Below are 13,053 nucleotides of genomic sequence, written 5' to 3' on the forward strand. Positions count from 1 at the left end.
TCTAAACAAAACAAAAAAGGCAGCAATGCTGCCCTAAATCCCTATTTAAGATATGTACTTATTTACAAAATCAATATCTGCCTCTTTATCAACATCATTTCCAATTTCAGGGTAAGGCGTTGCAATAGCAGCTCCTTTTACCTGAAACATGCTACATATTTTTTTTTCTACATCCTTAACCGGAAGTATGCCAAATGCAAGCCTTAAGAGGAAGGAAAACCCAAGAACCTGTCCCATTTTCAAAGGCTTTTTTCTATACTCAATAAGTTGCTCTGCCTTTTTAGTACAGTTTTCTGCAACTTTAGGATTTATATATACAATATTTCCTCCTGTATATACTCCTTCCTTCATTTTAACATAAGTTCTTTTAACTTCAGGATATTTATCATCATTTAGCCTCTTATCAATAATAGGGTATCCAACATCAAGCCCCATTTCTTCACATCTTTTTACAAAATCCCTTATGGCCTCCCCCTTTACCATAGGTATATCTGAAGTGCAAATCAAAATAGGATTATTATAATCTCCTATTTGTTTTATACTATTTCTAATATTATTCATAATACTGCCATTACTTTTAATAAATCCATCTACTATATCGCTAATCTTTTCATTTAAAGCTTCATTTCCTGTTACATATATTTTTGAGATTACCCCTGATTCTCTTAAAGCTTTAATCACGTATTCAATCATATACATGGATTTTATCTTTAAAAGAGCCTTAGGCTGTCCATTAGAGTCCTCATCTCCTGCTAAAATCAGAGCATTTACCATGTATATCCCTCCTAATTGCAAGTTTTAACAAGGAAAACTTCTTTAAGGTAATCCCTTAATCTATTATAGCATTTCTCCGCAGCATTTTTACTTTCAAACATCCCAAAAACCGTTGGCCCACTTCCACTCATAAGACTCCCTAAAGCATTAAATTCCATCATTATATTTTTTATTTCAAATATAATAGGATATTCCTTTATAGTAACATTTTCTAAAACATTTACCATGTTTTCTGCAAGGTTTACGTAATCGCCTTTTTCAATATAGCCTATCAATCTTTCAATATCAGGATGCTTTGGTATTTCATCTATTTTAAGTTTGCTATAAACCTCCCTTGTCGATACTGAAAATTGAGGTTTTGCAAGTACACACCAAAGTCCACCTAAAGGCTTTATGGGGGTTAATATTTCTCCTATTCCTTCTGCAAGTGCTGTCCCGCCTAAAATGCAAAATGGAACATCAGCTCCTATATTAACTCCTATTTTCATCATCTCATCAAGTGACAATTTCAAGTCATAAAGTTCATTTACTGCCTTTATAACACCTGCTGCATCAGTACTTCCCCCTGCAAGCCCTGCTGCAACAGGTATTTTTTTATCAATGAGGATTTCAACCCCTCCAGAAATATTAAATTTTTCAAACATAAGTTTTGCTGCTTTATATGCAGAATTAGTTTCATTACAAGGAACATCTTTAGTATCACAATAAATTTTAATCTCATTATTACTTTTTCTTACGGTAATTAAATCCTCAAGGCTTATACTTTGCATTAGCATTTTAACAAAATGATATCCATCTTCTCTCTTTCCTAAAACATCAAGGGAAAGATTTATCTTAGCGGGACATACAATTTTAATTTCGTCCATATTTATCCCACCTCTCAATATTATCTGTGTGTAATAATATATTATATATTAATTGGTAAATTCCTGCAAACAATTGAAGTTAATTTTAAAAATCTTTTAAACGACCTTTATGTTTTTTAAATCAAAGTCTCCTTTAGCCTTATTTTTATATTTTTCAATTGCCCCAATAACAGCTCCATAATCCTCGTAAAAAACTGCAATAATATCTCCTTCCTTTGCATTTACCATTGCTTCGTAGAGGGCCTCACCTTCATCTAATATTATTTTATAATCATCAGGCTTTTTTCCCGATTGAATAACCCCATGCTCTAAAAGTTTTGCAACTTCATACTCATTTCTCCCTCTTTTATCAACATCTTCTTTAATATAAATAAAGTCAAAACCACACCCGCAAATATATCCGCATCGTATTATGCTCTCATCCATTCTATCACCTGGAACCCCTATAATTCCAATAAGCCTTTTAGCCTCCATCTTTTTCATTGAGTTTAATACTGCTTTAAAAGCTTCAGCATTATGCCCATAGTCCACAATTATCTTGAAATTATTAACATTATACACATTAAAACGCCCTGGGTTTTGTGTAGCATCAAGAAAAAAGGTCTTTAACCCCTTTGATATAAGCTCAATATCTATATTAAGCGCAGCACAAGCACCACAAGCTGCCATAGCGTTTTCTATATTATATTCAAGTTTTCCATCTAAAGTTGAAGGTATCTCTCTAACATCTACAACTGGTTGAATTCTTTCCCCATCTGCGAAATATATAAAATTATCTTTTAAAAATACAGCAAGACCTCCATTTAATATATGCTTTTTTATTATTATATTCTCAGCATTCTTAGAAAAATAAACTATGTTGCTTTTAACCCTTTGTTTTAATATGTTTACACTGTTATCATCTGCATTTAAAACCACATAGCCATAATCCTTTACAGCTTCTGCGACAAGAGATTTTACATCTATCAAATCCTCTATTGTTTCAATTCCATCAATTCCTAAATGGTCATCTGAAATATTAGTAATAACCCCAACATCAGCAAGATCGTATCCAAGACCTCTTTTTACTATTCCTCCTCTTGCTGTTTCAAGCACTGCCACTTCAACTCTTTTATCCATTAAAACTGTATAGGCACTTTCAGGTCCTGTTGTATCACCCTTTAATACGCATTTATTATTTAGATAAATACCACCTGTTGTAGTCATACCAACATACATACCCTTCATAGAGAAAATATGGCCTATCATTCTTGTTGTAGTTGTCTTACCATTAGTTCCTGTTACTGAAATAACAGGTATTGATGTCTTCTCTAAATTAGGAAAAAGGTAGTCTATTATATCTGCTGCAACATTTCTTCCTTTACCATGAGTAGGGTTAATATGCATTCTAAGCCCAGGTGATGCATTCACTTCAATTACAGCCCCTTTATTTAAAGAAATAGACTTTGATATATCATTAGTACATATATCAACCCCTGCAATATCAAGGCCTATAGCCTCTGCAGCCCTTATAGCATAATTTATATTATCAGGATGAATTATATCAGTACAATCCTTTGAAGTTCCACCAGTTGAAAGGTTAGCATTTTGCCTTAAATAAACAGTTTCATCCTTTATAGGTATATAATCAAGGTTTAATCCCATAGATTTTAGATTATTAATCACAACATCATCAACAACAATCTTAGTTAATGGTTTTTCATGGCCATATCCTCTTTGAGGATTTAAATTTTCAATATCAATTAGCTCTTTTATGCTGTGGACTCCATCACCTACAACAAATGGAGGTATCCTTAAAGATACAGCACAAACTTTACCATTTACCACAAGAACTCTATAATCTTTACCTTCTATATATTTTTCAACAATAACCTTTTTGTTTATTTTTGAAGCTATATCATAAGCTTTGGCTGCATCTTCATCATTTGCTATTTTAACAGTAACTCCCCTGCCTTGATTCCCATCAACAGGCTTTATTACAACTGGATAACCTATATCTTTGCAGATTTTAATTACATCTTCTATATTATTTGCAACATCCCCCTCTGCAACAGGAATACATGCACTCTTTAAAAGATTTTTTGTCATTAATTTATCACAGGCAATGTCAACAGATACAGTAGATGTAGCATCACTAATTGCAGCTTCAATCCTCCTTTGATATTTCCCATATCCAAGCTGTAATATACTGTTTTTACCTATTCTAATTACCGGTATCCCTCTTTTCAATGCCTCATTATAAATTGCAAGGGTACTTTGACCAAGCCTTACTTTCTCAATACTTTTTTCTATTTCTTCAATAGCTCTTTTAATATCATAATCCTTATTATTTATAAAAGCATTAAGGCATTCCATTCCATATTTAACACAAAGTGCTCCAGCCTCTTCAAGTTCATACTGAAATATTATGTTATAAATACTATTTTCAACAAGTCGTGCCTTCCCAAACTTAACCTTGTCAAATCCGAGCATATTTTGCATCTCAATTAAAACATGCTCAAATACATGCGGAAGATAGGTCCCTTCCTTAAGCCGTTGCAAAAATCCCCCAACATACCCAAGAGAACATTTATGGTTTTTAAGTCCAGGGAAGGCCTCTTTAAGCCTGTTATTAAAATTTTCAATATCCTTTGTAGGTATATCAGCCATATCTTCAACATCAATTGTAATCCTTATACAGGGCTTATGGCTGTAGATATTTCGGCCTGTATAAACTCTTTCATCGATAAGTTTCATTTTTTTCCTCCTTAGATACATTCTTAAGTATGGGTTTTCTCTGCTTTATATCATATTTATATCCCCTTGGAAGTACATGAAGTTTCATATCAGTAATAGCAAGAGTTTCATCAGAAGAAAGTTCAGATACATTTGTATATTTAATTGTATAACCATCGACAATAGTAACTGCTCCTGATCCTATAACCCTAAATACACTGCTCCCCTCAATAACCAGGGCTGTATTCTCATCTATACCTATTCCTATTATCTGAGGGTTTTGAGCAACTGCATTAAAGAGCCTTCCATAACGCCCTCTTTGGGCAAAGTGCTGGTCTATTAAAACTCCTTTTATAATATCAAGCCCTGGAGCCATTTTTATAGTACATTTCCTTGGGGAGTCTTCAGCTTTTCCTGAAACTATCATAGTTGAGCAAAGACAAGACGCCCCTGCACTTGTTCCAACAATCAAAGTACCTTCTTTAAAAGCTTTTTTAAGGCTATCAAACAAAAAGGTACCTCCTATTAAACTGGTTATTTTAAGCTGATCTCCTCCTGTAAAAAATATACAGCTGCTTCTTTCTATTTCCATCCTGTATACAGCATCAAAAGCATTTTTCCTATCTTCTATATCAATAACTTTAATATCACCACACCCAAGCTTTTTGAAAACTCTTGTATACTCTTTTCCTACCCTCTCAGGATAATCGGTAGCAGCTGTAAGTATAATTAAAGGACCTTCTTTTTTTCTTGATTTTTTTATTACTTCCCTTAGTATTTCACACTTCCCCTCTTTATCCTCATTTCCTCCAATTATTATAAGATTCCCATAATACATTCCCATATCATCACCAGTATAAACTTTCTAATATATTAAATAGTTTTTCCATTATAGATATCTTTATGCAAAAATTTACTTCAAACACACAAAAATAGGGAGCCTGTAATAAGCTCCCTTAATATTTTTTACTTCATAAACGTCTTTTTAGGAACTAAAAGTTTCATTCCCGGCATTATATTATCAGCATCCTGAAGATCATTTATCTTTACAATATCCTCTATAGTGGTTCCATATTTTTTAGCTATTTTCCAAAGAGTATCATTCTTTTGAACAACATATATAACAATACTTGGCATATTTAAAATACTTTCTGGTATTTCAGATTCAACTACTGCTTTTACAAATTCTACGCTGATTTTATAAAAGACCTTTGCACTAGATTCAAGTATTATTTTAACATCAATTTCCCTTGGAGATATCCTTTCACAGGATATATGATCAACATCAACGTATACTTCTGGAATCATATCTATTTTTATGTTAGGAATATCTATAACAGATTTAAAAGGTATTTCTTCTTCGTAACTTGACATTCCTCCTTCTTCACTTGCCATCATATACATTATGCAGCAGCTTACAATTCCTTCTATAGCTACCTTATCTTCAAAAACCTTTACATCAGTTATAATAGGCTTTGCCGATATATGCTTTATCTGGGCAATTGCTTCAGCATCAGATGGAAGTACTATTCTTTCCTTTATAGTCTGGCTATCACTTCCTTCGCCAAAGAAGCTATTTGCTTTAAGGCTCTGTTTTTCAAGCTCATATCTCTCCTCTGATGAGTAAGCGTCATCAATAATCTGAAGCTCTCTTTTTAAGTATCCTTTCATGGATATTCCAAGGACTACCTCAGATTCAATTATCCTTTTTTCACCATTTTCATTTTCTTTAATCTGAGTATTTACATCCTCAACCTTAAAGTATACATCACACCTCATATTAGGCTTAATCTCTGCCATTGCTATTTCATGAGTAAATACTAAATCCTGCTCGTTTAAATATATGTCGTTTCCACTGTTAGAATCATATAATACCCTAACATGAGCACAGCCATTAATTATTGCTTTTCCATCCTGAAGGAATATATCTTTTTTATGAATATTCACATCAGTTTTAAGTATAGAATCAGCCTGTGGTCTATCTTCAGCTATATCCATGCTTCCTTTTATTACAATTTGAGCATTATCTCCAATTAAGCATTCATCAACTTCAACAGCATTTTTGAGCAATTGAACATCTTGACCTTTTATGTCCACTATTGCTTCTGTTGTTTTTCTATCATAGACTATCCCTTTTAAATTAATTACTGCATTAACCTTTACCTTCTTGTTTGTTAAAACTTCATATTCTGTGTGTTCAATACTTGGTATAATTTTGCAGTACATGTTAGGCATTGCCCCTGCAACCTGTATGTTATGGGTAAAAGTTGTTGATGCCCCTGTTTTGTATATTCCTCTATTTTCATCATAAGAAGCATAGAGAATATCAAAGTTCATCTTGCCTTCAATTATTATCTTGTCCTCAACAACCTCACTGCTTAATATCAAAACCTTCCCATCCATATTAAGTACTCTTGATATTTCCGGACTTCTGTCATTTATTAATATGTCACCATTAACCATAGTTTGACTTGAGCCTTCTCCAATAAGTTCTTCGTAATTTATTATATCCCTTATAAGCTCTACGGACATTATATCCCTCCCACCCAAAATTTACTATTATAGTATATATTTATCTAATTTAAAATATGCCTCCTATATACTACTTATTACAAATTTTAAGCAAAAAATAAAATAAACCGATTTTAATCGGTTTATCCAATGGCAGCATTATTGCTTTTAAATATCAACTGTACTGTTTGTGTCAATATATCTGAATAGCTATATGATATCATTCTTGAAGAATTGTCATCTCCATCTACTCTTATCACAAATATGTTTGGGTATGTTTTTTCGAGGATTCCTTCTTTCACAATTATTTTTCTTCTCCCACTATTTGCCTTCAAAAGAACCTTTTCGCCAATGTGCTCATCCATATTCTTTTTAATGGCACTTAATACTTCTTTACCCTTCATAAAAACACCCTCTTTCACCATATATTTTACAACGCAAAAAAAATTCCGTCAATATAAATTATAATATTTTATCAGCAATTTTTGAAGGTGTCAATATTAAAAAAATGTTTATTTATTGTTAACAAATTATATATCACATAAAAATTTAAATATATCACTATTTTTCTGTTCTTTATGCATACTATTAGAGCTTGACATAAAAAATATAAATTTATTAATCTCTATATTCTAATAAAAACCTTAATTTATTCAGCTTTTTAGGGTATCACATTATAAAAATTACATAAACTTTCATATACACATTTTGCAATTATTAAATAATTTTCATTATTGTATTTCATACTATCCCTATCCCCAGACATATATAGGCACTCTACTATAACCCCATTTACTTTAGCTTCTCTTAAAATATAATAATTTCCAAACCTTACTCCCCTTTTTACAGTACCTACTTCTTTACTTATGCTGCCACATATCAAATCCCCAAGATATTTAGAATCATAGTCATTTTCACTAAAGCAATATGCCTCAACTCCATTTACACCTTTTAAGAAAAAACTATTTTGATGTATACTTATATAAAAATCTGGCCTCACGTTATTTATAATCCTTACCCTTTCGGATAAAGGTACGTCCTTGTCTGTATCCCTTGTTAAAATAACATTGGCGTCCCTTTTTTCAAGCATCTCCTTTATATATTTTGATATAATAAGGTTCACATCTTTCTCTAATATTCCATTTACCTCATTGCCTTTGTCTTCTCCTCCATGGCCTGGATCTATAACTATCTTCCTACCTTTTAAAGAGTTTAATATTTCATCATCACAGAGTTTCTCATATTCAATTCCTGTATAATAATAATTAATTATATCTTTATAGCCATATCCTTTTTTAGCCATATTATTAGCACCTTCAAGGCATATTCCAAGACCAAGTCCTTTTCCTACTACCTTTATAGCAATATTTTGTTCAAGAAAATAAGCCCTGCTTCCTTCAACTTCAAATAGCTTTATAAACTCCTCTGCATCCATATCCTTTCCCATTACATTTAACCTTATTATCCTTCCTGTATCATCCCTTAATACTTTTTTTATTATATTTCCTAATTCTTCTTTATAATTTAGATTCTTATCTAGCTTTTTAGCTATACTCTCTGCATCAACTATTCTTTTAGAATAATTATCATTGCAAAAATGGCAAAGTACTTTTCTTAAATAATTGATTTGATATCCTAATACATCCTCTGAATTTGAAGTTCCTCCTCCGCAACACTCAGTATAATAAAGATCCACAGTAGAGTCCTTATACAAAGCTATAATCCCCTCTGTTTCATTTATTGCTTTTTTAAGCAATCCATCTTCTACTTCAAAGTTTAAATCGTCAATCACAATGGGTTTTTTATTTTTAAAGCAATATCTTGAATTTTTTATATAACCAGATAGATAACTTCTTTTTAATACTGCAAAAGCCTTTAAGACTTCAATTTCATAATCATTTGTATCCAAGCTAAGTTTTAAAAGTTCATATAATAAAACCCTCTCTATATCCATCTTTATTGTATTATTTTTAAAGCACACATCAATTAATATATTGCTCATAAAAAACCCTCCTACTCATAAGGAGATTTTGGAGAAAGCTCACGGTATTTTCCTCTTGTCTGAAGTCCTCCTATACCCTTTTCCCCTGTTATAGTATTTTCTAAAACTTCTATAGGAGACACAAACTTAGATATACTCGCATAAGCTATTTTTTCACATATAAACACCGGATCAAGAGCATGTATCAATACCCTGTGAGGTGAACTGGCAAAATTTGCTCCTGCATCCATAAGAGCCTCATAGCATGACTGGCAGGCTCCTGCAAATATAACAAGATCATCATAGGAAGGTTCGTATTCCCTTGCATTTTTTACAGCTTCTACAAAATACCTTGAATTACGGTAACTATCAAGATTTTTATAATCCAAAGCTCCTTTAATCATAGCATCATGACCTGTCAGAACTAAAAGATCTGGCCTATACTGTTTTAAAAGAGGTATGACAACCTCAGGCTGTGATGCTTCAGGAACCAATTTCCCGATAGCAGTTATTTCAAGTTGTCTGTATCCCCGAAGACATATATTAAGATATTCTTCATCTCCATCTATATGAAGTACTTTCCCTGATTTACCTAATACAGATTCAGAGGATCTTGGAGAAAGCTTCCCTCTTGAATTTGATATATTTGCCTTCCTTTGAAGTATTATTTTTTTCATTGAAGTTGTTATTTTTTTCTTATAGCCTTCACTATAATCGTTTATCCTATCAAAACTTGGTTTTTCAAGATCCCCTTCAAAGGCATCTGCTAATATCCTAAGTTCAGTACCTTTTAATAAATAAACTTTTTGTCCATCCTGCTTTTTTATTATCTGAATTATTTTAAAATATACATCCCCTCCATAGGATTTCCGTACAACTATATCTCCAACTTTAAATTCATCCATATAAACACCCCATATATTGCATATATTACATAATATGGGATGTTTCATCATTTTGTTAACATTAAAATTAAAGCCTATAAATCTCTAATTATCTCTTGAGATTTATAGGCTTTTTACAATTTACATTATTTCATGCATCTTCTCAAGGAAATTCATATAGTTTTCTCTCTCATCAATAATTTCTTTAAGTTTCCTAATAAAGGACTGCTCATTCCAGCCTGCTTCTTTATAGTAATACCTATTAGCAAGCCTCCAGAACCTTTGAGGGAATATTAAAAGAGTTTTTAATATATTATACTCTTCTTTAGTTATTTGCCTTACACTATTATAGGAATCAAGTATTATTTTAGCATAGTCCGAATTCCAATTTAGCCTTTTTAAAGCTTTTATCATAAGAGTTGCAACATCATAAATTTGTACCTCAGCTTTACAGTAATCAAAGTCAACAATATAAGTATTACCATCATTATCAAATATTATGTTATGGTATGTGTAATCATGATGACAAAGAACACTTTCTTTTATAGAATCATTACATACTTTAAAGTACATATTCATGTCTAAAAAATTCATTGCATCCTTTGCAAGGTTTATATAAAAATTTACATTAGACATATATATTTCATCAAACTCACTTTTTTTCTTATTCTTCCTTGCAATGTCGTACATCTTGTTTAAAGTTGCAACCCGTTTTTCAAGGGTTGTTGGCAGTTTTCCAATATCATTTCTTACCTTAAGATTTTCATCTGGTATAAATCCTCTCGCTGATAAATGAAAATTTGCAAGGTTTAAAGCAGCCTTTTTCAGCTCTTCAATCTTCTTAAAATCACACTCTCTGCCCTCAATCCATTCAGTAACAACATATATGTCATCATTAACCAGCGCATAGGGGCATCCATCCGGCGTTAATACGTATCTATCTACTCTTTCATAACCATTTTGTATGATATGTTCTTTTGCTTTATAAAGATACATAATCTTTTGAATACCATAATTGACCTTCTTTAAGCACTTATTACCTTTGTCTGTTTTTATCAAATATACTCCCTTCATTGGCACTAATTCATATATTCGAAATCCGAATTGATTTGATATTTCGGTTTCACGTACCATACAATCGCCCCCTTATCTATTTTATATGTTAGTGATTTATTATATATGATAAAAATTATGGCAAGACTTAAAATACAACAAAACTTTTATTTTTTAGTATCAATAACTTAACATTTTCATAAATAAATTTAATTTGTTAAATAGATAATTTATATAATTCTTATATCTTGAATATACTATCAATTATAATTAAAGTAGATATATAGTATTTTTTATAAAGGGGGTTATATAATGGATATGCGCTGGAGCCTTAATGAGCTCTATACATCTTATGATTCTGATGAATTTCAAAAGGATTTAAAACGCTGTGATGAAGAAATCGAAAAAATTATAAAATGGGCACAAGTGAAATTAACTGATAAAAATCCTGCTCAAACTATAGAAGAGTACATAAAAATGTCACAGGAATTTGGTCATATATTTTCAAGGCTTTATAATTACCTTTCACTTATTCTAAGCGTTGACGTTAACGATAATAAAGCATTAAACTATCTTGAAAAGCTTGAAGATAAATCAACTAAACTTACAAAGCCTCAAGTTGAGTTTCAAAGATGGCTTAAGGGTATAGATAATATAGCAGATATAATTTCATCGTCACCTATTCTTAAAGAACATGAATTTTTTATTAGAGAAAACCAGGAAAAATCACAGTATCTTTTAAGTACACAAGAAGAAATAATAATATCAAAGATGAAAACAACAGGCTCTATGGCATGGGCTAAACTTCAGGAAAATTTAATTTCAAATCATACTGTTGAAATTACAATAGATGGCACTGAAAAGTCTCTGCCCCTTCCTGTTGTAAGAAACATGGCAAATGAAAAGGATGCCTCTTTAAGAAAAAATGCATATCAAGCAGAATTAAAATCCTACGAAAAAATAGCAAAATCCTCAGCAGCCTGCCTTAACGGAATAAAAGGGGAAGTTATAACACTTTGCAAATTAAGAGGCTATAAATCACCTCTTGATAAGACTTTAGAGGATTCAAGACTTGATAGACAAACTCTTGAGGCTATGCTTGAGGCTATGAAGGAGAGCCTTCCTTATTTTAGAAAATACTTAAGGAAAAAAGCCGAAATATTAGGTCATAAAAACGGTCTTCCTTTCTATGATTTGTTTGCACCTGTTGGAAATGCCGATATGAAATTTACCTATGATAAGGCAAGGGAATTTATAGTAAAAAATTTCAAAAGTTTTAGCCCAAAGCTTTCAAATTTTGTAGATAACGCCTTTGAAAAAAGATGGATAGATGCAGAGCCACGAAAAGGGAAACAAAGTGGCGCCTTTTGTGCAAATCTTCACTGTATAGGGCAGTCGAGGATTATGACAAACTTTACAGGAAGCTTTAGTGATGTTACAACCCTTGCCCATGAACTTGGCCATGCATATCACGGGCATTGCCTTATAAGCGAAAGCTATCTAAACAGTGATTACCCAATGCCCCTTGCAGAAACAGCTTCAATATTTAATGAAACTATTATAACAAATGCAGCACTTAAAGAGGCTTCTAAAGAAGAGGCAATTTCAATACTCGAAAACAGCCTTCAGGGCTCAACACAGGTTATTGTAGATATTTTAAGCAGATACATATTTGAAACAGAGCTTTTTAAAAGAAGAGAAGAGAGCTCCCTTTCAGTTGAGGAATTAAAGGAAATAATGCTCGATGCACAAAGACAGACATACAGCGATGGACTTGATGAAAATTATCTTCACCCATATATGTGGGTTTGCAAACCCCATTATTACTACGCAGACTGCAACTTCTACAACTTCCCCTACGCCTTTGGAGAACTCTTTGCAAAGGGACTTTATGCTGAATATGTAAAGAGAGGTAAAAGCTTTGTAGAAGAATATGATAATCTTCTTAAAGTTACAGGCAAAATGAAGGTTAGAGATGTTGCTCTGATTATGGGAATAGACATTCACTCAATAGATTTTTGGAGAAGCTCCCTTAACGTTATAAAAGAGGATATAGAAAAGTTTATAAGTCTTGTATAATTTGAGAATAGTGAAAAATAAAAAATACAGTTCTTTTCTTTTAAAGCTGTATTTGTCTACAAACTTGAATATTCTTAAATATCTATGTTTAAAAATATTTTCATACTTGAAAAAGATTTTATATCGTAAGATTTCTCAGGATAATAAAAAACTTATTTTTAATTTGAACCTATAGGGCACTCATTAAAAA

General features: G+C 31.9%; 10 protein-coding genes. 1 reads left to right on the forward strand and 9 read right to left on the reverse strand.

Annotated features, from left to right (window positions below; translation table 11 throughout):
• Positions 1–45 precede the first annotated feature (45 nt).
• From FDN13_RS06665 to FDN13_RS06705, 9 genes are all read right to left on the reverse strand, one after another.
• The gene (locus FDN13_RS06665; protein ID WP_138979493.1) at positions 46–774 is read right to left on the reverse strand and encodes an NTP transferase domain-containing protein; all 729 of its coding nucleotides are present in this window, start codon (positions 772–774) and stop codon (positions 46–48) included.
• An 11-nt stretch (positions 775–785) separates the two neighbouring features.
• Entirely contained in the window at positions 786–1,640 is an 855-nt protein-coding gene (gene ispE / locus FDN13_RS06670; protein WP_138979494.1) for a 4-(cytidine 5'-diphospho)-2-C-methyl-D-erythritol kinase, read from the reverse strand.
• Positions 1,641–1,736: 96 nt separating this feature from the next.
• Entirely contained in the window at positions 1,737–4,376 is a 2,640-nt protein-coding gene (gene cphA, locus FDN13_RS06675) for a cyanophycin synthetase (protein WP_138979495.1), read from the reverse strand.
• Positions 4,360–5,199, reverse strand: a complete 840-nt coding sequence (locus FDN13_RS06680) for a cyanophycinase (protein WP_138979496.1) — start codon at positions 5,197–5,199, stop codon at positions 4,360–4,362. The genes cphA and FDN13_RS06680 overlap by 17 nt, the downstream gene beginning before the upstream one ends.
• 122 nt (positions 5,200–5,321) lie before the next feature.
• Complete coding sequence (locus FDN13_RS06685; RefSeq protein WP_138979497.1) at positions 5,322–6,887, reverse strand: DUF3794 and LysM peptidoglycan-binding domain-containing protein; 1,566 nt, start codon at positions 6,885–6,887, stop codon at positions 5,322–5,324.
• Positions 6,888–7,009: 122 nt separating this feature from the next.
• Complete coding sequence (locus FDN13_RS06690) at positions 7,010–7,270, reverse strand: Veg family protein (protein WP_138979498.1); 261 nt, start codon at positions 7,268–7,270, stop codon at positions 7,010–7,012.
• 257 nt (positions 7,271–7,527) lie between these two features.
• The gene (locus tag FDN13_RS06695) at positions 7,528–8,868 is read right to left on the reverse strand and encodes an N-acetylmuramoyl-L-alanine amidase (RefSeq protein ID WP_138979499.1); all 1,341 of its coding nucleotides are present in this window, start codon (positions 8,866–8,868) and stop codon (positions 7,528–7,530) included.
• 11 nt (positions 8,869–8,879) lie between these two features.
• Positions 8,880–9,752, reverse strand: coding sequence for a sporulation peptidase YabG (gene yabG / locus FDN13_RS06700; protein ID WP_138979500.1), 873 nt, complete (start codon positions 9,750–9,752; stop codon positions 8,880–8,882).
• 120 nt (positions 9,753–9,872) lie between these two features.
• Positions 9,873–10,865, reverse strand: a complete 993-nt coding sequence (locus FDN13_RS06705) for a CotS family spore coat protein (RefSeq protein ID WP_138979501.1) — start codon at positions 10,863–10,865, stop codon at positions 9,873–9,875.
• 231 nt (positions 10,866–11,096) lie between these two features.
• Here FDN13_RS06705 and FDN13_RS06710 point away from each other — a divergent pair, with 231 nt between their 5' ends.
• Positions 11,097–12,863 (forward strand): M3 family oligoendopeptidase, encoded by a 1,767-nt coding sequence (locus FDN13_RS06710; RefSeq protein WP_138979502.1) that lies wholly within the window; start codon positions 11,097–11,099, stop codon positions 12,861–12,863.
• The last annotated feature ends 190 nt before the right edge of the window (positions 12,864–13,053 follow it).

Source organism: Caloramator sp. E03, from assembly GCF_006016075.1.
Taxonomy (GTDB): Bacteria; Bacillota; Clostridia; order Clostridiales; family Caloramatoraceae; genus Caloramator_B.

What these genes read in the sequence shown, in the direction of transcription:
- FDN13_RS06665 (WP_138979493.1), bottom strand. Translation starts at nt 774, where the DNA reads ATGGTAAATGCTCTGATTTTAGCAGGAGATGAGGACTCTAATGGACAG.
- ispE (WP_138979494.1), bottom strand. Translation starts at nt 1,640, where the DNA reads ATGGACGAAATTAAAATTGTATGTCCCGCTAAGATAAATCTTTCCCTT.
- cphA (WP_138979495.1), bottom strand. Translation starts at nt 4,376, where the DNA reads ATGAAACTTATCGATGAAAGAGTTTATACAGGCCGAAATATCTACAGC.
- FDN13_RS06680 (WP_138979496.1), bottom strand. Translation starts at nt 5,199, where the DNA reads ATGGGAATGTATTATGGGAATCTTATAATAATTGGAGGAAATGAGGAT.
- FDN13_RS06685 (WP_138979497.1), bottom strand. Translation starts at nt 6,887, where the DNA reads ATGTCCGTAGAGCTTATAAGGGATATAATAAATTACGAAGAACTTATT.
- FDN13_RS06690 (WP_138979498.1), bottom strand. Translation starts at nt 7,270, where the DNA reads ATGAAGGGTAAAGAAGTATTAAGTGCCATTAAAAAGAATATGGATGAG.
- FDN13_RS06695 (WP_138979499.1), bottom strand. Translation starts at nt 8,868, where the DNA reads ATGAGCAATATATTAATTGATGTGTGCTTTAAAAATAATACAATAAAG.
- yabG (WP_138979500.1), bottom strand. Translation starts at nt 9,752, where the DNA reads ATGGATGAATTTAAAGTTGGAGATATAGTTGTACGGAAATCCTATGGA.
- FDN13_RS06705 (WP_138979501.1), bottom strand. Translation starts at nt 10,865, where the DNA reads ATGGTACGTGAAACCGAAATATCAAATCAATTCGGATTTCGAATATAT.
- FDN13_RS06710 (WP_138979502.1), top strand. Translation starts at nt 11,097, where the DNA reads ATGGATATGCGCTGGAGCCTTAATGAGCTCTATACATCTTATGATTCT.